Source organism: Mycobacterium talmoniae, from assembly GCF_001854525.1.
Lineage (GTDB): Bacteria > Actinomycetota > Actinomycetes > Mycobacteriales > Mycobacteriaceae > Mycobacterium > Mycobacterium talmoniae.
Genome location: NZ_MLQM01000001.1, coordinates 21,862 through 43,641, shown reverse-complemented (window position 1 = coordinate 43,641; position 21,780 = coordinate 21,862). Strand labels below are relative to the sequence as shown.

General features: G+C 63.2%; 20 protein-coding genes. 13 read left to right on the top strand and 7 right to left on the bottom strand.

Features of this window, described 5'->3' with window-relative positions:
- Nucleotides 1-10 precede the first annotated feature (10 nt).
- The 4 genes from BKN37_RS00190 (at nt 11) to BKN37_RS00175 (ending at nt 4,372) form a co-directional block, all read left to right on the top strand.
- Entirely contained in the window at nt 11-1,600 is a 1,590-nt protein-coding gene (locus BKN37_RS00190; protein ID WP_071019288.1) for a class I adenylate-forming enzyme family protein, read from the top strand.
- The gene (locus tag BKN37_RS00185) at nt 1,597-2,448 is read left to right on the top strand and encodes an alpha/beta fold hydrolase (protein WP_071019284.1); all 852 of its coding nucleotides are present in this window, start codon (nt 1,597-1,599) and stop codon (nt 2,446-2,448) included. The genes BKN37_RS00190 and BKN37_RS00185 overlap by 4 nt, the downstream gene beginning before the upstream one ends.
- A gap of 57 nt (nt 2,449-2,505) precedes the next feature.
- A complete protein-coding gene (locus BKN37_RS00180; protein WP_071019279.1) occupies nt 2,506-3,162 on the top strand; it encodes a TetR family transcriptional regulator in 657 nt (218 codons plus the stop codon).
- A 79-nt stretch (nt 3,163-3,241) separates the two neighbouring features.
- Nucleotides 3,242-4,372 (top strand): 3,4-dihydroxy-2-butanone-4-phosphate synthase, encoded by a 1,131-nt coding sequence (locus tag BKN37_RS00175; RefSeq protein WP_071019275.1) that lies wholly within the window; start codon nt 3,242-3,244, stop codon nt 4,370-4,372.
- 46 nt (nt 4,373-4,418) lie between these two features.
- Here BKN37_RS00175 and BKN37_RS00170 read toward each other — a convergent pair whose 3' ends face one another.
- The 5 genes from BKN37_RS00170 to BKN37_RS00150 all read right to left on the bottom strand — a co-directional run bounded on the left by BKN37_RS00170 (nt 4,419) and on the right by BKN37_RS00150 (nt 9,686).
- Nucleotides 4,419-6,344 carry an oxidoreductase gene (locus BKN37_RS00170; protein WP_083341481.1) on the bottom strand — a complete coding sequence of 642 codons (1,926 nt, stop codon included), beginning with the start codon at nt 6,342-6,344 and terminating at the stop codon, nt 4,419-4,421.
- Nucleotides 6,341-7,570, bottom strand: coding sequence for a cytochrome P450 (locus BKN37_RS00165; RefSeq protein ID WP_242657016.1), 1,230 nt, complete (start codon nt 7,568-7,570; stop codon nt 6,341-6,343). Before BKN37_RS00165 ends, BKN37_RS00170 begins: the two co-directional genes overlap by 4 nt.
- Nucleotides 7,571-7,583: 13 nt before the next feature.
- Nucleotides 7,584-8,015, bottom strand: a complete 432-nt coding sequence (locus BKN37_RS00160; RefSeq protein WP_071019267.1) for a limonene-1,2-epoxide hydrolase family protein — start codon at nt 8,013-8,015, stop codon at nt 7,584-7,586.
- Nucleotides 8,016-8,072: 57 nt separating this feature from the next.
- Entirely contained in the window at nt 8,073-8,531 is a 459-nt protein-coding gene (locus tag BKN37_RS00155) for a limonene-1,2-epoxide hydrolase family protein (protein WP_242657015.1), read from the bottom strand.
- A gap of 90 nt (nt 8,532-8,621) precedes the next feature.
- The gene (locus tag BKN37_RS00150; RefSeq protein ID WP_131823497.1) at nt 8,622-9,686 is read right to left on the bottom strand and encodes an NAD(P)H-dependent amine dehydrogenase family protein; all 1,065 of its coding nucleotides are present in this window, start codon (nt 9,684-9,686) and stop codon (nt 8,622-8,624) included.
- Nucleotides 9,687-9,856: 170 nt separating this feature from the next.
- On the opposite strand from BKN37_RS00150, the gene BKN37_RS28575 reads away from it, so the two are divergent.
- The 5 genes from BKN37_RS28575 to BKN37_RS00130 all read left to right on the top strand — a co-directional run bounded on the left by BKN37_RS28575 (nt 9,857) and on the right by BKN37_RS00130 (nt 14,296).
- A complete protein-coding gene (locus BKN37_RS28575; protein ID WP_108772694.1) occupies nt 9,857-10,270 on the top strand; it encodes a TetR/AcrR family transcriptional regulator C-terminal domain-containing protein in 414 nt (137 codons plus the stop codon).
- Between the two features lie 169 nt (nt 10,271-10,439).
- Nucleotides 10,440-11,561 (top strand): TIGR03857 family LLM class F420-dependent oxidoreductase, encoded by a 1,122-nt coding sequence (locus tag BKN37_RS00145; protein WP_071019261.1) that lies wholly within the window; start codon nt 10,440-10,442, stop codon nt 11,559-11,561.
- The gene (locus BKN37_RS00140) at nt 11,558-12,478 is read left to right on the top strand and encodes a DUF7065 domain-containing protein (RefSeq protein WP_105369015.1); all 921 of its coding nucleotides are present in this window, start codon (nt 11,558-11,560) and stop codon (nt 12,476-12,478) included. Before BKN37_RS00145 ends, BKN37_RS00140 begins: the two co-directional genes overlap by 4 nt.
- Before the next feature lie 140 nt (nt 12,479-12,618).
- Complete coding sequence (locus tag BKN37_RS00135; protein WP_071019501.1) at nt 12,619-13,275, top strand: HAD family hydrolase; 657 nt, start codon at nt 12,619-12,621, stop codon at nt 13,273-13,275.
- 226 nt (nt 13,276-13,501) lie between these two features.
- Nucleotides 13,502-14,296 carry an HpcH/HpaI aldolase/citrate lyase family protein gene (locus BKN37_RS00130; protein ID WP_242657014.1) on the top strand — a complete coding sequence of 265 codons (795 nt, stop codon included), beginning with the start codon at nt 13,502-13,504 and terminating at the stop codon, nt 14,294-14,296.
- A gap of 176 nt (nt 14,297-14,472) precedes the next feature.
- Here the strand turns inward: BKN37_RS00130 and BKN37_RS00125 are convergent, their stop codons facing one another.
- Nucleotides 14,473-15,414, bottom strand: a complete 942-nt coding sequence (locus BKN37_RS00125; RefSeq protein ID WP_071019497.1) for a hotdog family protein — start codon at nt 15,412-15,414, stop codon at nt 14,473-14,475.
- A 566-nt stretch (nt 15,415-15,980) separates the two neighbouring features.
- Between BKN37_RS00125 and BKN37_RS00120 the strand changes: the two genes are divergently transcribed.
- From BKN37_RS00120 to BKN37_RS00110, 3 genes are all read left to right on the top strand, one after another.
- Nucleotides 15,981-16,418, top strand: a complete 438-nt coding sequence (locus BKN37_RS00120) for an MmpS family transport accessory protein (protein WP_095406954.1) — start codon at nt 15,981-15,983, stop codon at nt 16,416-16,418.
- Complete coding sequence (locus tag BKN37_RS00115; protein WP_071019252.1) at nt 16,415-19,288, top strand: MMPL/RND family transporter; 2,874 nt, start codon at nt 16,415-16,417, stop codon at nt 19,286-19,288. The genes BKN37_RS00120 and BKN37_RS00115 overlap by 4 nt, the downstream gene beginning before the upstream one ends.
- A 62-nt stretch (nt 19,289-19,350) precedes the next feature.
- On the top strand, nt 19,351-19,965 hold the full coding sequence (locus tag BKN37_RS00110; RefSeq protein WP_071019250.1) for a TetR/AcrR family transcriptional regulator: 615 nt from the start codon (nt 19,351-19,353) through the stop codon (nt 19,963-19,965).
- Nucleotides 19,966-20,206: 241 nt separating this feature from the next.
- Here BKN37_RS00110 and BKN37_RS00105 read toward each other — a convergent pair whose 3' ends face one another.
- Nucleotides 20,207-20,821 carry a TetR/AcrR family transcriptional regulator gene (locus tag BKN37_RS00105; protein WP_071019490.1) on the bottom strand — a complete coding sequence of 205 codons (615 nt, stop codon included), beginning with the start codon at nt 20,819-20,821 and terminating at the stop codon, nt 20,207-20,209.
- Between the two features lie 822 nt (nt 20,822-21,643).
- Between BKN37_RS00105 and BKN37_RS30125 the strand changes: the two genes are divergently transcribed.
- The gene (locus BKN37_RS30125; protein ID WP_278184921.1) at nt 21,644-21,775 is read left to right on the top strand and encodes a hypothetical protein; all 132 of its coding nucleotides are present in this window, start codon (nt 21,644-21,646) and stop codon (nt 21,773-21,775) included.
- Nucleotides 21,776-21,780 lie beyond the last annotated feature (5 nt).

The following is a 21,780-nucleotide window of genomic DNA, read 5'->3' as shown; positions in this document are numbered from 1 at the left end:
GGGACGAATAATGAGCATTGATCATTTTGCTGCCGATGTCGTGAGTTATCACCGCCGCAGCAGACCCGATGCGCCCGCGATCGAGGACGCCCAGACCGGTGCGGTGCTGACGTGGCGTGCCCTCGAAGAGAGGGTTGCCGGCCTTGCCGGAGCACTGGCCGACGACCTGGACGTCAGCAAGGGCGACCGGGTGGCCGTACTGGCGAACAATGATCCCTGGGTGCTGATCGTGCAGTTCGCGTGCATGCGCCTCGGCGCTATCTTCGTGCCATTGAATTTCCGGCTGGCGCGCGCGGAATTGGAATTCCTGTGCATTGACTCTGAACCGGCTGTTTTGATTTACGACGTCGGCATGCGCGAGGTCGCAGTCGATGTTGCGGCTGCCGCCGGTGTCCGGCAGCTGGCCTCGTTTCACGGTGCGGTAGGTGCGGCTGCAACTGGGGCTGCGCCCGATACCTGTTACGACCTCGTCGCTGGTGCGGCCATTGCCGCCCCCCGTCCCGCGGCTTCGGTCGGCCGCCTCACCGACCCCGTTCAGCTGCTCTACACTTCGGGAACAACTGGCCGACCTAAAGGCGCGATCTGCACCCACCAGACGCTGCACTACCAGACCTTGAACTCGTTACAGCCCTACGAGTTGTCTTCGACAAGCTGCTACCTCGCTGTACTGCCGTTCTTCCATGCCGCCGGACTCAACAGTATGACGAATCCGGTTCTGGCGCTGGGCGGTACGGTGGTGGTGGCGCACCGTTTCGATCCTGTTCACGTTGTCGAGCTGCTTGCCGACCCTGGCAGGGGTATCACGCACTTCTCCGCGGCGCCCGTCATGTACCAGGTGATGAGCTCGGTTCCTGAATTCGCCGACGCCGACTTCAGCCACCTGCGGCACGGCCAGATCGGCGGTGGGTCCCTCAATTGGGAGGTTCTCAATGCGTTCCACGATCGGGGTTGGCCGTTGAGTACAGGCTATGGTTCCACCGAGATGGGTCCGATCGTCAGTGTGGTCCCGCCTGCGGCTAGCCTGACGAAATTCGGTTCCTGCGGACTTCCGGTGCAATACACAGTTCTTCGGCTTGTCGGTCCGGACGGCCAGGATGTCGAGCCAGGGCAGACCGGTGAGGTGTGGGCGCACGGTCCGGCTGTCACGCCGGGCTACTGGCGACGCAACCGTGACGAGGACGAAGCGTTCGTCGGGGAGTGGTTTCGTACCGGAGACGCGCTCACGCAGGATGCGGACGGCTTTTTGACGATGGTCGACCGGTTCAAGGACATGTATAAGTCCGGTGGGGAGAACGTTTATCCGGCCGAGGTCGAACGTGTTGTGCAAGAGCATCCTGACGTCGAGGACGCCGCGGTAATTTCGATCGCCGATGAGCGCTGGGGCGAAGTGGGCCGCGCACTAATCATTCCTAAACCCGGCGTGGTCGTCGACACCGTGGCCATCGCCGAGCACTGTCGAACGCGGTTGGCCAAGTACAAGGTGCCCGCCGACTTTGTGGTGGTAGAGCCATTCGAACGCAACGTCACCGGTAAACTCCCCAAGGCCGAGCTGAAGAGGAAGTACGGGTCGGATCGACCGACCGTGACGTTGCAGCAATGACGGCCCAACGGTTCGGGTGGATAGGTGCGAACGGTATCCGCCTGGTCGGCGAGCGGCTCGGCAACGGCCCGCCGGTAGTGCTGCTGCACGGAGGTGGGCAGACGCGCCATTCCTGGGGAATGACCGCGGAGCGGATCGCGGCCATCGGCATGGAGGCCATCTGTGTGGATCTGCGCGGGCACGGCGATAGTGATCGTGCGCTCGACCGCGACTACAGCATCGATGCGCATGTGTCGGACCTGGCTGCCCTGACGGCACAGCTGGGCCGCCCCGCGACCCTGATTGGCGCGTCGTTGGGCGGTATAACGGCGTTGACCCACGTCGGCGAACAACCGGATGGTGGTCGTTCCACTATCGCGGCTCTGGTTTTGGTAGATGTGGTGCCGCGGATCGAGGGCCACGGCGTGGACCGGATCGCAGCGTTCATGCGGGCGAACCCGGACGGGTTCGATGACGTGGACGCCGTCGCCGAGGCGGTGGCCGCCTACCTACCCGGAAGGCCGCGTCGTACTGAAACGTCGGGGCTGGCGAAGAACCTTCGGAAAGGCTCCGACGGGCGAATGTACTGGCATTGGGACCCGGCCATCATGGACACTGTCCCATCCGCCGATATGCGGAAGGAACTGACCGGGCGGGCGACACGGGCGGCCGCCGGTGTCCGGGTACCGACACTGCTTCTGCGTGGCGAACTCAGTGACGTGGTGAGCCGAACCGGAGTGGCCGACTTCTGTGACTTGGTACCGCATGCCGAGTATGCGGAGATACCCGGGGCCGGACACATGGTTGCTGGCGATGCGAACGACCCATTCACATCAGCCATCCTCGACTTTATCTGCAGGCTGTGTTGAGTGGCGGTGGCGTACCGCGTTTGGTTACTCTGGTAGCGAACCACGGGAGGGGTACGTATGGGCCGGCCGAAGGTAGCGCTGATCTCGCGGCGGAACGTCCTGGAAACGGCGTTGGCCATCATCGACGAGGACGGACTCGAGGCACTTAGTATCCGTCGGCTGGCCAGCGTGCTCGGCGTCAACGGCGCATCCCTCTACCACCACTTCGAAAACAAGGACGAGATCCTCATCGGCGCTGCGGAATTCGCCCTGGCCGACGTGCGCACCCCAGAAAAGTCTGAGGAGCACTGGCGCCACTGGCTGCCCGAGAATGCCCGCAAGCTGCGCGCAGCGCTACTGCAGCATCCGGCGCTGGTCCCGCTAATCGTCGGCAAGCGCTCGCTGGGGATGGGTGCGCGCATGCTGGACACTTCCGCGGAGCGTTTGATGCAGGAAGGTGTTCCCAGTGCGGCGGTGATGCCATTGTTGGATGCACTCGAACTGTTCGCCATCGGTAGTGTGCTACACGAGACACAGGGCTACACGCCCGAGCTCCGTCACGATATCGACACCGGCCAGTATCCGGCGCTGGCCAAGGCGATGTCCGAACGGGGTCTGTCCTCCGATGAGATCTACGACCTGGTCATCACCAGCATCTTGGATGCGATCGACACAGCGGTGCAGGAGCGCCAGGCGCGCTGGTTGCCCACGGTGGTGGAGGCCGGCACGACTTAGCGGCTGTGGAGCCCCGGTTTGCCACGCGGGGCAATTATTGGACATGGCATTACCGAACAGCGTTTGGTAATCTGGCTGGGTGAGTATCACGGACCTCAACCTCACCCTGCGGCAGCTCCAGTTGGGTGGCATCGTCGTGTTACGGCTACCCGACGGGACCGCCGATCTGCTGATGTCGGGTGAACACGCGACGACCGGTCGAATCGCCTTCTACGTCCGCCACACCTCCGGAATGATCCAGGCGGCGCTGACCGCGGACCGGTGCGACGAACTGGACCTGCCGCCAATGGCGACGTTGCCGCGCAATGAGGCCAGCGCCGTGGCTGTGGACGCGGCCGTCGGTGTCACGACGGGTATTTCTGCCGCCGACCGTGCCCGCACGATCCGCATCCTGGCTGACCGCAGATCCGGTCCTGTGGACCTGCGCCGGCCCGGACATGTGTTGCCGCTGCGGGCACGACCGCATGGCGTGCTTGACCATGTCGGCCCAGCCGAGGCGGGCGTGGACCTGTGTACGCTGGCTGGGCTCCGGCCGGCCGCGGTGCTCGCCGAACTCATCGGCCCGCACGGCGATCTCGCCCGGGACGCGCACGTCTTCGACTTCGCCGGCGAGCACGGGCTCCCCGTGGTGACGATCGATCAGGTGCTCGCCCATCGCCGCCGCTTCGACACCCTGGTCGAGCGGGTGGCGGATTGTCGGCTCCCGACTGAGGCGGGCACATTCCGTGCGTTGGACTACCGCTGCAGGATCGACGGCACCGAGCACGTCGCCCTGGTGACAGGTGACCTGACCGCGTCGGCTATGCCACTAGTGCGAGTCCATCGTGAGTGCCTGCCCGGAGACGTTTTCAGGTCGCTGCACTGCCAATGCCGCGGCCTGCTCGACGAGTCGCTGCGTGAAGTCGCCGCGGCGGGCGAAGGCGTCGTGGTCTACCTGCGCGGCATATTGGGTCGCGGGGCATCCCACACCGTTGCTGCGCGCGGCGAACACGACTTCTCCGTTGCCGCCGCGATCCTGCGTGACCTGGGGGTACAGCGTTTCCGGGCGCTGGTATCCACGCCCGTATCCGGTGCCATCGCGCGTGACCTCGGCCTGGAGGTCATCGAATGCATCCAACTGTCTGACGCGGTGACTATCAACGCTTCACGTCGGCGTTGCCCGCCGACTGGGCGGGGGAGAAGGCCGCTAGCGCCGGCAGGCAGCCGATGAACAATTCATGGCAGTACCGCTTGATCGCTTGGCAGGTCACTCAAGATCATATCGCCATCGCGGCCTGATGAGCTTCTTTGAAGCTGTCGAATGCTGTCCGCGGGGCAACGGCGTCTCCGACCACGGAGTGGGGGATTTTCAGTGCCCGCACGACCGGAAGCAAACCTATCGCCGGGCGCAACGGCACCGCGGCAACTACCGAGCCGACCTCGAGTTCGGTGATCGTGTGCCCGTCTGGCCGCACGATCGTGGCCACGCCATGGTCGAGGTCGCCGAGTATTCCTTGAGTGATGGTGCGTTTCAGTTGCCGATGCCAGGTGCGGGGAGCTTCGAACCGATGCAGCATTCCCCCGAAGGGCATCACTGTCTCGTAGCAAGTGACAAAGGTGACGCGCTTTCCGCGCACGGCCAATGCCTCGGCGACCAGTGCAGCCTCATTGGTGCCGAGCGAGTCATAGACCAGCACATCGTCCTCGACGTCGCCGGTGAGCGCGGCAGTAGTGCTAATCATGTGCGCGGCACCGACAAGATCCGGCGCGAAAGTCGCACCAGTGGCCAGGATGACGTGATCTGGCCAGAGATCGGTGAGCATGGCATCCGTGACCTCGACACCCAACTCGACCGTGACATGCGCCTCGGCTAACTCGTTGACAAGATAATCTAGCGAGCTGGCCAGATCAGCTGCTGCGGTGAGCTCGACCGCACGCAGTCGCCCCCCGGTGCGTTTTCCAGCATCGACGATGCGCACACGGTGTCCGCGCCGCACCGCGACCTCGGCGGCTTTGAGACCGGCCGGTCCCGCACCGACGACCAGAACCCGTTTGTGGTTTGTGCTGGGCTGTACACGCAGTTCTTCTTCGCGTAGAACCTCCGGATTGTGAAAGCAGCTCGTGGTGGGCGAACCGCCGAGTTTGCGGTCGACACAGACGTTCGCTCCGACGCAGGGGCGGATGCGGTGCGCTTGTCGTGTCTGCAGCTTGCGCACCAGATCGGGTTCCGCAATGTGCGCACGGGTCATTGCCACCAGCTCACAGTCGCCTCGGGCGAGCAGCGCCTCGGCCGTGCCGGGAGAGACGATTCGCCCCGTCCCGATCATCGGGACCGTCGTGTTCAGTGTTTCGCGCAGCCGCCGTAGGTAAGGAATGTTCGCGCCCTCGGGCTGCCGGTAGTTGGGGATCGCCCGGTCGTAGCTCGGTCCTCCGTAGCCGACTGTGGTGTTGAGCAAATCGATGTCGCCGGTGTCGAGCAGGCTTTGCAAAGCCGTGGTGAGACCTTGCCGGCCTTGGCCCCCGTCGTCGGCTGCTCGCAAGTCATCGGTTGGGGTCCGGTATCCGAGGATCCGGTCAGGGCCGATCTCCGTGCGAAGCAACTCGATCAGACATCGCGCAAACCGGGTCCGGTCGCCGGTGTCGGTGGGCCCCCACTCGTCGTCACGCGAATTGTTCCACGGGGTGAGTGATTGCTGAACCAAGTACCCATGCGCACCATGAATTTCCGCGCCATCGCAGCCCGCATCCACGACCAGTCGCGCGGCACGCCGGTATGCGTTGAGAACCTGCATGATCTCTTCATCGGTCATTTTGTGGACGGGTTCACCCTCGGGTGTCTGGGTGTGGTCGAAGCCCCACAGCGCCGGACGACAAACGTCGTTATCTGTGCGGAAGGTGGCGCCAAAGTGGATCAGCTGCACGATCAGCGGTGCCCCTTCAGTGTGCACAGCAGCTGCCAATCGCGCATGTCGATCGAAAATCTCCGCCGGGTACTCGCCGAACGGGTTGATGTAGAGCGGGTGAGCGATCAGCAGTCCCAGGCCACCCGCTGCCCGCCGCCGGGCGAACTCGATGTACGGCTCGGCAGGCAGCAGTGGGTTGCGCCACGGCTCGCTAATGCTCGCTGCGGTCATGACCACGCGGTTACGCAACTCCACTTTCCCGACCCGCAGCGGGGACAGGAGAGTAGGGAACCCGGTCACGGAGTGGATTTCTCCGGTGTGAAAATCACCGGCAACGATTCGACCCCCCTGGTGTTGCCGCCACCTGTCCAACGGATCTCGGTGCCCGGAGCGATCGTGGCATCAGGCAACCTGGTCAGTAGTTCATCGAGCACAGCGGAGAGTTCGGCCATTGCCAGGTGCTCGCCGAGGCAGCGGTGCCGCCCGGTGCCGAACGTGACGTCAGCGGGTGTGCGTGGACGTTCCAGGCTAAACGCGTCAGGTTCGGGGAACATCTCGTCGTCGCGGTTAGCGGCACCGAAACACAGCATCACCTTGTCACCGCCGCGAAGGTGTTGCCCGCGCATGTCGTGGTCGTCGACCAGGGTCCTGGCCATGTGCATCACGGGGGCGTCCAGCCGCAGCGCCTCGTTGACCGCCGTGGTACGCAGTGATGGATCCTGCAGCAGGCGATCCCGCAGGCCCGGTTCGGCCAGCACCCGATAGCACAGACTGCTGATCCCGTGCACCGTGGTTTCGTGACCGGCCGAGATAATCAGACGAATCATTCCCAGGATGGCGATGGGTGTCAGCGGGCCACCGTTCTCGTCGGACAGCGCGACGCGGATGATCTGGCTCAAGGTGTCGTCGCCGGGATTGTCGATTCTCTCGTCGATTTCCCGCTGTACGAATGCCTCAAACCGCTGGGCGCTGGCCACCTTCACATCGTGGCTTGTCCGCGCCGACGACAGATACTCCATCATCAGCCGACGCATGTCATCGGCTCGGTCGGGGTTCAGCCCCAGGTAATGCGCCAGAATCGCTGGCGGTACGGAGTCGGAGACGGCAGGAACCAGGTCGACGTGTCCTTCGGCGGCAAAGCTGTCGAAGCACTCCCGAACCACGCCGGTGATCATGTCCTGCTTGAGCGCAATCGCTTTGTTGGTGAAGAACGGCATCACCATCTTGCGGTATGCGGAATGCTCGGGCGGGTCGAACTCTGCTGGCACCAACCGCATCGACGTCCCGGTCGGCGGGATCATGATCCCTTGCGTAGTGGTGAATACGGTGTGATCGCGGGCGGCGGCGACCACGTCGTGGTAGCGGGTCAGTGTCCAAAATCCGCCATAGTTGTCGCTCCAGCCGACCGGGCACCGAGTTCGTAGTTCCGCCAGCGTCTGATGCATCCGCGATGGCGACTCCGGATCACCATGATCGAATCCGGTCGACGGAGGTCGGTCGGCGGATCTGGTCGCGCGTTCACTCATCGGATTTCCCCTATCACAGTACGGCCGACGCCGGCACCGGCATGACGGGTTGACCAAGCGAAAGTTTCGTCATCCAGTCGTCGCAGTAATCGCGCCAAACGACCATTTTGGCGCCGTCGAACCCGATGACTCCGGTGACCGGAATTTCAGCGATCAGGGTGCCGTCGCCACGATAAAGGTTGTCGGATCTCTCGACGACTGCCCGACCCGGTGCGGTGAACAAGGTATGAATCGGTACGGCAACGGCGGCGATCTCCAGGACGTCGAACATCTGGTCAAGTGCCTGCAGGCACACATCCAGACCAGTTAGCGCACCGCGGGCACTGTTCCACCACACGAGATTCCGGCTGCCATAGTGTCGGAAGGACTCCTTGACTCCTTCGACGCCCGTGCTCCACATCGCGAGGATATCTCGCACCATCGCTTCTTCACCGCTCACGGTCATCAACTCTCGTCGGTTTGAGCTCCACATACCCGGGTCGAATGCTGAGACGCATGAGGGTCACTCAAGCTGGCCGATACTCAGAAGTGGGCCGGGGTCGAAGTAGTCGCGCCACTGAGTGATCTTCCCGTCCGCCCATTCCAGGACTCCGACTACCGGTGCACCGAAAATCTCCGTGCCGTCGGCGTCGAAAACGCGGTCGACACGCTCGATCATGACGAGGCCGGGTGCCGCTAGCAGCGACCGGATGTCCACCCGTGTGCTGTGGAACTTCCATGCTCGCGCCTGCACGCGCAGGAATTCAACACAGTTGTCGAGCCCCTCGACGCTGGGGATGCCGGTATTGATCCATTTGACATCGGGTGCGCAATACCATTGGAAAGCCTCGATGATGCCGTCCACACCGGATTCCCACAGCGCAATCATCTGACGCGTCAGGCGCTCTTCCTCGAGCATGGTGCCTGCCTTTCTTTCGCTGCCCCGGGTGCGGGGCGCAGTCATCGAGCTCGGCGCGGCCATTATCGAATGATGTTAGATTAGCGGTGATCGCGACCGGTCGCAAGCCAACCACCCCGCGCGAGCTCGCGCCGGGAGCAGCCCACCATCCGATCAGCCGGCGCTGGCGGTACCCGGACGCCAAGGCGCAAATACCGGCTGGTGGAAGATGCCTGGTTCTGCATCACAGATAAACGGGATCGCGTTGATCGCGGTGGCCATCGTGGCGTAGAAGCCGGGGTCGAAGGTGCCGGTGGAATCGCGGGCCGGCGGTAGGGCGTCGAGGGTCATGTTCACCGAGGGGCGACCTTCGATGTTGATGTGCCATTGGTACCGGTGCCTGGGAGAGGGCGAGCCGGCGACACCGGGTTCGACCAGCCAGTAGACCTCGACGGTCATGAAGACGGCGCCGTTGACCAGGCCCTTGACCCAGTACTTGTTCCCGGCGACGGTGCCCTTGGCGACATGTCCCACCGCGATATCCAGGTCGCGTGAGGCGGGGGCCACGTCGAGGCCGCTTTCCAGGCTGTCGAATCTGACCCCCATCGCTCGGCCCGCCGCGGTGGTCATTTCGGAAAAGAAACTGGTGAAGTACTGACCGAAAGGAGAATCCTTGCTCACCGAATCGAGAGGTTTGCCGATGCCGAGCGCTTCGGTGACCATCACGGCGGCCGGGTGATCGGCGGCGTCGATCACTTCGGTGAGGGTGATTTGGTCGATGTCGGTGCACATGCCGGTGATGGTCGGCATGACCCGCTCGAACATGAACCCGGGTTCGACACCGGTACCCAGCAGCGTCGTCGAGCCTGCTGCGCACGCGTGTTGTAGCCGGGCGACCACCTCGGCGCCGCGGAATTCGGGCGCGTAGTAGGCGGCGGTCGAGATGACGTTCTTTCCGGATGCGAGCAACGCGGTGACGTCATCGTCGAGTTCGGTCATGGACTGCGAAAGCGGGGAGTGGATCACGCAATCGGCCTCCAAGGCCAAAATCTCATCCCGGCTGGTGGTCGCCGTGACCCCGGACGGTGGCAGACCAACCAGGTCGCCGGCGTCCCGACCGGCCTTATCGGGGTTATAGACGCGCAGCCCAACCAGCTCCAAATCCGGACGGCGCAGAATTTCCCGCAGGCATAGTGAGCCGACTTCGCCAGTGGCCCATTGGATTACTTTGTAGCTCATCGTATGAGTGCTCTCTCTGTGGTTGGACGCGCGCCATGCCGGCCACGGGCAGACACTAGGGGCGGATGGACCTGCCGGCGTTGACCGAAACGGACGCCGGGGCGGCCATCCCGGACAACTCCTGTCGCTCGGCAGGGTTGCCATTGCATTAACCAAACATAGATGGTTTAATGGTGGCTGCGGTCGCAACCATGAAATATCCCGCTGTTTGGATCGCGAGGGCCCACGATGCCACGACTTGGCGTGAGTATGTCGATGTCGAACCAGCCGCTGTCGGCATTCCCGGCGAATCCCACCCGCGGTTGGTGGACATCATGTCGGTGCAGCCGATTGACGCTGCGGCGGTCCTCGCGGCGCTGGAGTTGTGCGCCAGCGCATTACGTCGGGGCGGTCTCGGCGATGACGAGGCGGTGTCCGGCCTCGCCGTTTTGAAGGCCTACGCGACGGGTTATGTCCAGCGCAGGGCAGAGCGTCGCCGCAACGCCGCCGTCCAAGAGGAGCGGCTTCCATCCGGCATCTCGATGAGGTGGAGTTCCCCACCCTGGCATCGCTGGGTGACGCGGTCACCGCGCTGGACATCCTGATCGACGCGCTGAGTCGCCGCGCGGCCGGACCATCGGCCTGACCCGGAACCGATTGAGCGGGCAAGGTTGAGTACATGTACTCAACGTGGTAAATCTGACTGCGACTCCTGGTGTGCGGACGCTGCCGCGGTTGCGGTTCCGGCCTACCGACTAGGGAAACGAGGCCATCATGCACGACTCTTCTGCCAGCACCGATGACACGGAACTGTCTCCAGGCGTCGACGACCTCAGTATCTATTTGATCGCCGGTCGCGTGACGACCGAGACCAAGCCGGGCTTTAGCCACGTGAAGAGCGTGCTGACCGGCGCGGTTGATCCCGAACGACTGGGATTTCGCCGTGGATGGCTTTCGGAACGCTTCGACCGCAAGGATGCAGGTGCAATTCTCGGCGGGGTCGGCGCGCGGACTTCGCGGTTCGGTGTTGGTACCGGCGTGTGGGCCACACCGTCACGCCACCCGATGATTGCGGCGTCGTTCGGTGCGACGATGAACGCGCTACACGGTCCGTGGTTCACCCTCGGGCTTGGCCGCGGTGTACCGCTGCCCGATATGCCGGTGCACTCGTATTCCGAGTTCGTCCACTACGCCGGAACAGTCAAGCAACTCTGGGCCGGCGGCGAAGTCGAATACACCAGCGGCGGGCGGACGACGACGCTGCGCACCGTCGATGCACTCGGTGATGTTCCCAAGCCGGAGATTTGGACCTGCAACTACGGGCGGCCACGTTCGACCGAGGCCGCCGCCAACGATGTCTTCGACGGTGTGACGCTCGATCCGTTCCTGACGGTCGAAGCTGTCGGGCAGGCGGTCGAGCGGATTCGCAACGCCTGCGCCGATCGCGGGCGCGACCCTGATTCGATACACATCTGCCACCCGGCCGTCGTCGCTCCCGAACTCGACGACTTCACCACACGTGCATACGCGCACACGCGTGCGGTGACGTATCTCGAGTGGCCCGGTCATGGCGAGGCGCTCACCGGCTCCAACGGCTGGGACCGGGACCGCTTCGTCCTCACCCGGCTCCGAGCCCATAAGCAGCTCGTCGGTAAGAATGCCGATCAGGACTTCCACCGGGCAGAGCTCCTCGGGCCTGCCGAGCTGGTCCCCGACGAACGGATAGAAGAGTCGTGTGCGATTGGAACGGTTGAACACTGCGTCGATCGTCTGAGCGACTACCGCGCTGTTGGTGTCGACGAGATCGCGCTCTACGCCGCGACTCCGAAGCAGTGCGAAGGCCTCATCCAGACCTGGCGCAGCCGGGCGTCGGCCCATGAAGGTGCTCCGGTATGACGTCCGACGGCTACGCCGGCGCACCGTCCAACCGTGCCGATGCGAAATGGGGACCGCTGTCGACGCCGGTTCACACCGTGATCCCGGAATTGGACTCGGCGGCCTATCCCTGGCGGGATAACGCATTTTTGAGCTGGTGGGACGTGGATTCGGGGGTTTGCGGGATCGCGCATTTCTCGACCTCACCGAACAGCGGCGGCCGCAGGGCGCGGGTAAGTGTGTCGATTCCAGGACGTGTGCACGAAATCATCGAGCCCCTCGACGCCGGCTCGTTCGACAGTCCTTCGGTCGACCTCGACCTCGACGGCGAAGTGTACGTTCACCATCCGGAGCTCAGCGTCACCCTCCGGCAAGAGCCGCTGTACTCGCCGATCGACTTCACCACCAGCCGTGCGGTACCGGGGCTCTCCGATGAGTACCCGTTGAATCACTACCAACACGTGGTCCGGGCTAGCGGAACATGCACCGTGGCCGATGAGAGCCACAATTTCAACGGTCTTGGCTGGCGGGATAGGACCTGGGGGTTTCGCAACGAATCGGTCTCCTGGGTCGACTACACGTGCGCGTGCATCACCCTCGACGACCATGCCGTTGTGCTGTATAGGGTCATCGATCCATCGGGCCGGATACGTTCGCGCGCCTGGCAAATCGACGATTGCGGTCAACATGAGTTGGGAGAGTTCAGCTTCGTGCGGAACGCGAGTGGGCTCCTCGCGGAGGCCGCGTGGGAGACTGTCAGCGGTCAGGCAACCGTGACGACCACTCGAACGCTCGGAGGTTTTTGGAACCCACTGGGTCCAGGCCGCCACCACGGCCCAACCTGCAGCGTTTACGACGAGTTCCTCGAACTCCGCACCGATGCCGATGCACCGGCAAGCGCTCTGGTGGAGCACGGCATCATCCGAAACGTGAGCTGACCCTCGTGCAGACGGCGAGATCGAGCCAACCGGAAGCTGGGGGCACGGAGGTCACCAGCGTCGTCTGGCACGGGGTTGCGGCCCCGCTCACGTGGCTGGGCGAGGAATGCAACGGCGTGACTCGGGGGGGGGGCACCAAGATGATCCGAGCAGTCCTGGTCGACTATGTAGGCACGATGACCGAGAATGTCGGAGAACAGATCCTCAAGTTCGCCGACGCGAGCGGCGCTGATCCGGCTCCGCTAACCGAGATGGTGGCCGGGGGCGGTGTCGGCTCGGATCACCCTTGGTGCCGATTCGAACGCGGCGAACTCACCATGGATGAAGTCGTTGCATGGGGCCGCGCCGAAGGTGCGGCCCGCGGCTGGACGCTCGACTTCGTTCCCCTGATCTACGCCGCCATCGCGGCGCCGGTCCGAGCCGGCATGGTCGGCCGGGTTCGCGGTTTGCGCGAGCGCGGGTATCGCACCGCACTGGTGACCAACAACGTCAGAGAGCTTGCCGCGGTGTGGCCGACGATGTTGCCCGTCGACGAGTTGTTTGACGTGGTGGTCGATTCCAGTGCCGTCGGCGCCCGCAAGCCGGAGCCTGAAATCTTCGAGATCGCCTTGAAGCGGCTTGAAGTCGCCCCCGGCGAGGCCATCCTATTCGACGATCTGGAAGTGAACCTGGCTGCCGCTAGGACCTACGGGATGGAGGCCGTCCTAGTGGAAGCCGACCCTGCCTTGGCTTATGCCGAACTGGATCGTCTGATCGCGGACGGGGCAGCGAGGTATCGCGGAATGACCGAGGCCTAAGACCTGCAACTCGTCCGAGCCGCCGTTGCTCGCGGTCGCGAGGGGCTCAAGACCCGATCTGCCGTAGCACGTGACCCGGGCTCTGTATTTTTAGCATAGATTAAGTATCATCGCGCAAGATGCCAATACGGACCATCACGTTCAGCCGCCAGCGAGCGCGAGGTCCGCAGACAGGTGGTTTTCAACCGATGGCGCGAGGGAGGCAATTCGATTGCAACGGGAACTAGTGACGGCGCGCAGCTTGTTGTTCGTGCCGGGAAGCCGGCCGGAACGCTTCCCTAAGGCCGCCAACAGCGGGGTCGACGTGGTGGTCCTCGACCTTGAGGATGCCGTCGCTCCGGCTGAGAAGCCGCAAGCACGGACTAATGCCGAGCGCTGGCTAGCTGGGGGAGGCGTCGGCTTAGTACGGATCAATGCCCGCGAAACGCCCTGGTACCGAGAAGATATTGACATGGTGGCACGTAGCCGCTGCCCGGTGATGATTCCCAAGGTCGAGTCATCGGATGACATCGCAGCCGTCCAGCGATACTTGCCCAACGATACCCCGCTGATTGCGCTGCTCGAGTCCGCGGTGGCAGTTGCCGGAGCGGCGTCGATCTGCCGCATGCCGGGCGTATTGCGTGCGGCATTCGGCAGTTTCGACCTCGGTGCAGAACTGGGCATCGATCCAGACGACCGGCAAGCCCTACTGCATGCGCGTAGCGCCCTCGTGTTAGCCTGCGCAGCCGCCAAGATTGCGCCCCCAGTAGATGGTGTCACCGCCGCGGTCGACGACATCGACGCGCTGTCAAGAGACCTCAACCACGCCCGAAGCCTCGGGTTCGGCGGCAAGTTATGCATCCATCCCTGCCAGGTCGCTCACGTCAATCAATGCTTCACGCCGACTGACGACGAGGCCGAGTGGGCCCACCGGGTCTTGAACGCGGCTAGAGGCCAAGGCGTAGCCGTCGTGGACGGCAAGATGGTTGACGCGCCGGTGCTTGCGCGAGCCCGCCGAATAGCAACGTGGACTCGCGGTTGAGAAGCGCCCGAACCATACGGCGCGTGCGCCGTATGCTCAACGCACGTATCGGCCGATGCTCTTGACCACACGGGCTGCTTGGCGATGCCCAGGATTTCAGCGGTTGTCGACTGAGTCTCCGCAGCGGCATCTCTTGCGACTTCGACAAATTAAACACGACTCCGGGTCCGCAGCGCTCAGAAGTGCAATGCGGTGAAGCGCCAATCCAGCACTCGCCGGTCCTCCGCAGTGCCGACGGCGTAGACCAGCGACCGGAGGAAGAGGACACCGCCGCGCCTACTTGGCAGCGGTCGTGCGTCTTCGATGTGGATGTCGCTGTAGAGTGTGTCACCCTCGCGTACCGGTCCCACGTGATCGCAGGAAGTCCATCCAAGCACTGTTGCGAGGTTCGGCAACGCACGCGTCACCTGGGCCAGCGCGAGTCCAATAGTGTGACCGCCGTATACCAAGCGCTCACCGGAGACTCGCGAGTCGTGATGCGTGACAGCGATGTTGAGAGTCAGCCGGGCAAGTTCGGTAGCACCGCTCACCAGGTCGGCGGTACTACGATACGTCTTGCCCGAGAGAGTGGGATCGAAGTGCGGTCCGGGTACTCTGTGTCTAAAGGCTTCGTGGTCCCAGTTTGCGGTCGCATCGGGTGCCGGACCGGGATCGTCTCCGGCGGCAGTTAGATCGTCGTCCTGACCATCGGTGGCCGCCTCACCGCGGAGCGGCAACATGGCGCATCGGTGGAAGTCGAGCACGAGCCTTTCCGCTTGGTCGACGGTGGTGATGCGTAACGCGGCCAGACCGGACGGTGGACGACCGGGTTTGGAAGTGTTTCGTTTCAGGCCCACAACTTCAGTGCGGGTGTACAAGGTGTCGCCGATCTCTGGGAAGCGGTGAAACTTCAACCCGCGATAGAACAGATTGGCTTTGACCCGTTGTGTGGCGAGTGTCGACTGACCGATCGCTACGTCGCACACGTATCCGGGGTGCGCGATGACCGACGCCGAACCTGTCACGGCGCGGCTGAGGATCTCATCGAGTGGCAGGCGCAAGCGATCGCCGAGAATCGATTGGTGCACGGCTGCACCGCCGGAGGTAAGTGACATCGCAGGAGCCGAATCGAACACCATGCCCTTGCAAAGCTCGTCGAAGAATGGGCCGCCTGAGTCGCGGACTGCGGTAGTCACGCCAGAATGCTCTCAACGGGCCGACGCATCTGTCAATCACAGAGGCCAATCCCCGACTAGGGGACCGGGTCACCCGTGAGCCGCATGAGAAGTGCTGAACGACAGCGTTTCTGGGGCTTGCAGAGCAAGCCGAAAGTCGCCGGAACATTTCATGATGCCGACAGCTCAGATTCTATCCTATAATAAAAAACCGTGGTACGCTTGCCGTCCCCAGCTTGATGCCGACTTCACGTTTGAGGTGTCGCGGCTTGGGCTAACTGGAGTGGTGCGCGAGGTCCCCCGTGTTCGGCGGGTGGGATGAGATTTACTCCAGTGGGCAGTGTGGGCGGCGCCAGCCGACCCACTCCATAGTGGCGTGCTCGACGTCATCGAGGGTTCTTCGCGGCCCGTGACTGGAGCCCGCCGTGGTGTGGTACCGTTTCTACGGCCACCACGGAACTGGAGTTCCGTTTGGGTTGGGGTGCCACTCGTCGACGTGAATTTGGGTCGCGCAGCTAAGGAGATCGCGGGTGTTTCGGCTGTTCAAGAAGCTGTGGATACCACTTCTTCTGGTTGTTGTGGTCGCGCTGGGCGCATATGTCGTGCTGCGGGTCCGGGACAGTTTCGGTGCTAACGCTTACGCGTCGAGCGCCGACGCGAACGCCGACGATACGAAGCCGTTCAACCCCAAACACATCACCTACGAAATCACCGCACCCTCGGTCGGCAGCGTCAATGTCAACTACCTCGATCAAGACGGGCAACCTCACCTCGTCGAAAACGCCCCGCTGCCATGGTCGTACACCATCGTGACGACCCTGCCGTCGATGTCAGCCAATATCGTCGCCCAAGGCGACATCGGCATGCGCCACCTGCGCTGCCGGGTCATCGTCGACGGCGAGGTCCGCGATGACCGCAGCGTCAACGAATACGAGCCCTTCATCTACTGCTTGGTCAAATCGGTATGAGCAACGAAACGTCAAAGGCCCCACGCTCCCGCATCGCGCATCTGCTACGCATCCTGGCGGTGCCGATCATCCTGTTTTGGGTGCTCGTCTGGATCGGTACCACGTTGTTCGTCCCGGGGCTTGGCGAGGTAGCGGGTAAGCGCTCGGTGCCGATGACGCCGACCGAGGCGCCGGCGTTCAAGGACATGATGAACATCGGCCACAAGTTCCAGGAGTTCGATACGGACTCCACGGCGATGGTCGTTCTCGAAGGCGACAACAAGCTCGGCGACAGTGCGCACGAGTATTACGACAAGATCGTCGCCAAACTCAAGGCCGACAAGCATGTGCAGTTCGCCCAGGACTTCTGGAGCGACCCACTGACCGCTGCCGGCTCACAAAGCCCGGACGGCAAGGCCGCCTACGTGCAGGTGTTCCTCGATGGTGCCCAGGGCACCGGCCCCAGCCACCAGTCGGTCGCCGCCGTCCGCAAGCTCGTTAAGAGCGTCCCGGCGCCGCCGGGCGTGCGCGCCTACGTGGCCGGCAACACCGCGCTCAACACCGACACCCTGATCGCCGCCCATAACAGCATGGAACTCATGACGCTGGTCACGATCGGTGTCATCTTCCTGATGTTGCTGGGCATCTACCGCTCGCTGCGGAGCGCGATCGTTGCCTTGATATTGGTCCGTTTCGAACTGTATGCCGCGGAAGGGATCGTGGCCACCGCCGGCCACCTGGACATCATCGGGCTGACCCCGTACGCGGTGAGCATGGTCACCATGCTGACCATCGCTGCCGGGACTGACTATTTCATCTTCTTGTTGGGTCGCTATCACGAAGCCCGGTCCCTGGGCCAAGATCGGGAAGAGGCCTACTACACCGCCTTCCACGGTGTGTTGCACGTTATCGTGGGTTCGGGGCTGACGATCGTGGGCGCCTGCCTGTGCCTGACCGCGTGCCGGCTGCCGTATTTCTGGAGCATGGGCCTACCGTGCGCCATCGCCTTGACGACGACTATGGTGGCAGGGCTGACCCTGGCCCCGGCGGTACTGGTGGTCGGGTCAAAGTTCGGTATCTTCGATCCCAAACGCAAGGTCTCGCAACGCGGCTGGCGTAAAGTCGGTACCTTCGTGACGAGATGGCCGAAACCGATTCTTGTCGTAACGGTCTTTATCGCGGTGATCGGCTTCGCCAGCCTGGCGACCTACGTGCCGAATTACAACGACGAGAAATTCACCCCGTCGAGCATTCCCGCCAACGTATCTCAAACAGCCGCCGAGCGGCACTTCTCGAAAGCCCGGACGAATCCAGAATTGCTGATGGTTGAAGCCGACCACGATGTGCGGAATCCGGCGGACATGCTGATCATCGACCGGATCGCCAAGGGTGTCTTCCACGAACGCGGCATCGGGCGGGTGCAAACCATCACCCGCCCCCTGGGGGCGCCGATCGAACACAGTTCGCTGCCGTTCGTGATGGCTATGAATAATTCCAGCACCTTGCAGACCGCAAAATTCATGAACGACAGCATGGCCTCGATGCTTGAGCAGGCCGACGAGATGGGCCACACGATCGCGACCATGGAGCATATGTACGGTGTCATGCAGCAGGTGACCGACACCACGCATGAGATGACGGGCGATATGCACATCATGCAGGACGACATCGAGCAAGTGCGTCAACACGTTGCCGATTTCGACGACTTCTGGCGGCCGATCCGCAACTACTTCTATTGGGAACCGCACTGCTTCGACATCCCGATCTGCTGGTCGCTGCGGTCGATATTCGACGTCCTGGACGGTATCGACCTCATGACCGATGATCTGGGGCTAACGGTCAAAGATGTAGATAAGCTTGACGCCCTGATGCCGAAAATATTGGCCGATCTCCCAAAAATGGTCGAGTCGATGAAGAACATGCGCGGCTTCATGTTGTCCACTCACAGCGCGATGGCCGGCATCCAGCGCCATATGCAAGAGGGTGCCGAGGGATCGACGCAGATGGGAAACTACTACGATGAAGCCCACAATGACGACTATTTTTACCTGCCACCGGAGGTCTTCCAGAATCCCGACTTCAAGCGCGGGCTGAAAATGTTCGTGTCCCCCGATGGCACGGCCGTTCGATTTATCATCACCCACCAGGGTGATCCCGCGTCGGTGCAGGGCATCGAGCACGTCCAGGGCATCAAGCAGGCGGTCGCTGACGCTATCAAGGGAACGCCGTTGGCGTCCGCGAAGGTGTCGCTGGCGGGCACCGCCTCGATGTATAGCAACCTGCAGGACGGGGTGAAGATTGACCTGACGATCGCCGGCATCGCCACCGTGATCCTGATCTTCGCGATCATGTTGCTGATTACCCGCAGCCTGGTGGCCGCCCTGGTGATCGTCGGGACCGTGCTCGCATCGTTGGGTACCGCCTGCGGTCTGTCCGTGCTGCTGTGGCAGGACATCTTGGGGCTGGGCTTGCAATGGATCGTGCTACCGCTGACGGTCATCATCCTGCTGGCGGTGGGCTCGGACTACAACCTGCTGTTGGTGTCCCGGCTGAAAGAAGAAATCCCGGCCGGCCTCAACACCGGGATCATCCGAGGTATGGGCGCCTCCGGCGGGGTGGTGACCGCCGCCGGTTTGGTGTTCGCTGCGACCATGGCTTCGATGATGATCAGCGACCTGCGGGTGATCGGACAGTTGGGCACCGCGATCGCTATGGGCCTACTGGTGGACACCTTCATCGTGCGGGCCTTTATGACCCCGTCGATCGCGGCCGTGTTGGGCCGCTGGTTCTGGTGGCCGCTGAACACCTTCCGCATGAAGAAGGACGCCCCTGAGCCTGAGCCTGAGGCGGAATTGAACACCGCGCCGATCCCGCAGCCGACGACGTCGTGAAACGCGGGCGCAAACCTGCCACGCTGGCTGTGGCAGCGTCATCATCCGACAGATCGGAACACATGGCTCAGACGGAACCACCACTGCGCCAGCGCACCGTTGGGCGGCTCGACCGCTCCCGGGACCCGGCGATCCTGGACGCCGCGCTGGCCGTCGTCTCCGAAAACGGCTACGACGCCGCCAACATGAACGACATCGCCGCACGCGCCGGCGTCGGAAAGGCGGCCATATACCGCCGGTGGTCGTCCAAGGCGGCGCTGGTCACTGATGCACTGATCTACTGGCGACCCGATCTGCTCATCAAAGACGCCCCCGATACCGGCAGCTTGACCGGTGATCTGGACGCCCTCGTCGAACGGGTTGGGCGCGAGAACGATGACCCCGTCCCCAACGATCTGGTGTTGCGCGTCGCCCTGCAAGCCGCCCACGACCCCGACCTGGCAGTCGCCGTCGACGACCTCGTGCTGCTCAAAGGCAGAGGCGTAGTCGCGAAAATCCTGGCGCAAGCGGCGGCCCGGGGCGAAATCTTACCCGACCGCGACTGGTCTATGGTCGCCGACGTCGTACTGGCAATGGGCCTGCTGCAGGTCATCCGCGGACAGGCCATAGACGCAGACTTCGTCCGACAAGTCATCGACACACTGCTCCTACCCGCGGTCGGTGCAGCAATCAGATAGCGTCGATCTGCGTGGCGGTCAAGTCGGGTGCAATAGCCGCCTACCTCGACGGCTAGCTGCATTGCTTGTTTGGATACCGCGACTTGGATCTTGCCGTCGAACGCGACGTCGGCGCCCATTTTGGCCGACACGAGCCCAGGCGCCGATAGCCGCAACGCGTAGCGGGGGTCCGCACCGGGTTTGCCCGACCGCGCGGGGCCACCGATTGTGCAGGTGCCCAATGAGCTCGAACAACGCGAGGCTATTTTTGTGGGCTCGCGAAGGCTGGAGCGACGAAGCGGCGCAATATCGTCCGATAGCGCGCGAGGTCGGCCTCACCATCTTCGAGCCCTCGCATCAACATCAGGGCGAGGCTGGCCAACCAGAGATAGACATCCGACCGTGGTAGGTCACGGGGCAGTTCATTGTTGACGTAGGCGATGTCAAGGGCAGGGTCGAAGAATGTGGCGGACATCGTCTCCGACATCCGTGATTCGATGTATCGTCGACCGAGGCCAGAGCCCTCAGGGTCGACGATGTACCGCGCCACGGGATCGAGGCGGGCCTCGCTCACGGTATAGAGAAGGCCCTCGACGATCTGGTCTTGAAGGCAAGCCTGGCGGGCGATGACCTTGTGTGCGCGGTCGCGCAGCACCTGCGCGTGCCGAGTGACCAGCGCGAGGAGCAGGTCGTCGCGATCGCTGAAATAGCGGTAGACGCCCGGCCGTGACATGCCCACTTCGGAGGCAATGTCCTCCATGGTGGTCTTGCGGACGCCGTAGCGGGCAATACAACGGTCGGCACCAGCCAGAATCCGATCGCGCGGGTCATCCCCCACGGCGGTTGCGGCCGACTGGGTACGGGCTCCGCGAGGCATGAACACATCGTACTCATACGTTTGACATTGTTCGCCACTTGTGACGATGCGCATCCCCGGCCCGAACTGGCTGCAGCCAAGTCTTGACATCTCGCCAGCAGCGGAGTCAAATAACATATTACGAAAATTGTCAGTATGTCACATCGGGCGGATTGGCTCGCCAGGGCACCAGTGAAGGGAGCCGACACCATGACGACCACACCACATGGGGCGGCCTCCGGTGGTCGGCCCTCTAGTGCTCCGCTCCAAGGGGGCGGGCAGTACCTAGTTCCGGTAGCACCCACGATCGGCCGTAGCCATGTGGACTGTCATCACTAGTGACGGACGACGGCTAGCGAACATCCGTTCGGAGGAGGATGCGCGCCGTACCGTCCACGCGCTGGGAACTACCCAGTGGCGTGGGCCGTCTTCGTGGGATGTGGTCGACGACGACGGGTGTCGCTTCGTCGCCGAGATCAGGCATCGCAGGGAACGGCCTCGGCCATGATCGTCGGGCGCAACCCGAGTATCCCGGTGATGGGCGACACCGTACTGGCGCGAGCTGACCACCGGCGGGGCGTCGGCATCATCGTTGACTCCGAGGCGATTAGGTACAAGGTCTACTGGCGCGACGGGACCGGCACCCTCCGCTGGCACACGCGTCATGAACTAACTGTCCCGCGACTCGACTACGAACCGGGACGGCCATGACGGGTGGTATCGACGCTTCCCGCACGGGATAGCAACGCACGGGAAGCCCTTGGAGGCAGCACAATGCAATTCTATATAGGCGACAGGGTTCGCGAAGGTCGGCGGGTCGGCACGGTCACCGACGTGGGTACCATGCTCATCCAAGTTGAGACGGCAATGGGCACCTCGCGGATGGTCTGCCCGTGGGAACTTGTCAGGCTGCGCGCCGGCCACGGCGAGTCCTATTCCGAGGCAGCGCCCGCGCGCACCATCCGGGAGCCCTGACCGCA

Excerpts from the sequence above, each read along its gene's own strand:
- BKN37_RS00190 (WP_071019288.1), top strand. The coding sequence starts at position 11 with ATGAGCATTGATCATTTTGCTGCCGATGTCGTGAGTTATCACCGCCGC.
- BKN37_RS00185 (WP_071019284.1), top strand. The coding sequence starts at position 1,597 with ATGACGGCCCAACGGTTCGGGTGGATAGGTGCGAACGGTATCCGCCTG.
- BKN37_RS00180 (WP_071019279.1), top strand. The coding sequence starts at position 2,506 with ATGGGCCGGCCGAAGGTAGCGCTGATCTCGCGGCGGAACGTCCTGGAA.
- BKN37_RS00165 (WP_242657016.1), bottom strand. The coding sequence starts at position 7,570 with ATGAGTGAACGCGCGACCAGATCCGCCGACCGACCTCCGTCGACCGGA.
- BKN37_RS00160 (WP_071019267.1), bottom strand. The coding sequence starts at position 8,015 with ATGACCGTGAGCGGTGAAGAAGCGATGGTGCGAGATATCCTCGCGATG.
- BKN37_RS00155 (WP_242657015.1), bottom strand. The coding sequence starts at position 8,531 with ATGGCCGCGCCGAGCTCGATGACTGCGCCCCGCACCCGGGGCAGCGAA.
- BKN37_RS00150 (WP_131823497.1), bottom strand. The coding sequence starts at position 9,686 with ATGAGCTACAAAGTAATCCAATGGGCCACTGGCGAAGTCGGCTCACTA.
- BKN37_RS28575 (WP_108772694.1), top strand. The coding sequence starts at position 9,857 with ATGGTGGCTGCGGTCGCAACCATGAAATATCCCGCTGTTTGGATCGCG.
- BKN37_RS00145 (WP_071019261.1), top strand. The coding sequence starts at position 10,440 with ATGCACGACTCTTCTGCCAGCACCGATGACACGGAACTGTCTCCAGGC.
- BKN37_RS00140 (WP_105369015.1), top strand. The coding sequence starts at position 11,558 with ATGACGTCCGACGGCTACGCCGGCGCACCGTCCAACCGTGCCGATGCG.
- BKN37_RS00135 (WP_071019501.1), top strand. The coding sequence starts at position 12,619 with ATGATCCGAGCAGTCCTGGTCGACTATGTAGGCACGATGACCGAGAAT.
- BKN37_RS00125 (WP_071019497.1), bottom strand. The coding sequence starts at position 15,414 with ATGGTGTTCGATTCGGCTCCTGCGATGTCACTTACCTCCGGCGGTGCA.
- BKN37_RS00115 (WP_071019252.1), top strand. The coding sequence starts at position 16,415 with ATGAGCAACGAAACGTCAAAGGCCCCACGCTCCCGCATCGCGCATCTG.
- BKN37_RS00110 (WP_071019250.1), top strand. The coding sequence starts at position 19,351 with ATGGCTCAGACGGAACCACCACTGCGCCAGCGCACCGTTGGGCGGCTC.
- BKN37_RS00105 (WP_071019490.1), bottom strand. The coding sequence starts at position 20,821 with ATGCCTCGCGGAGCCCGTACCCAGTCGGCCGCAACCGCCGTGGGGGAT.
- BKN37_RS30125 (WP_278184921.1), top strand. The coding sequence starts at position 21,644 with ATGCTCATCCAAGTTGAGACGGCAATGGGCACCTCGCGGATGGTCTGC.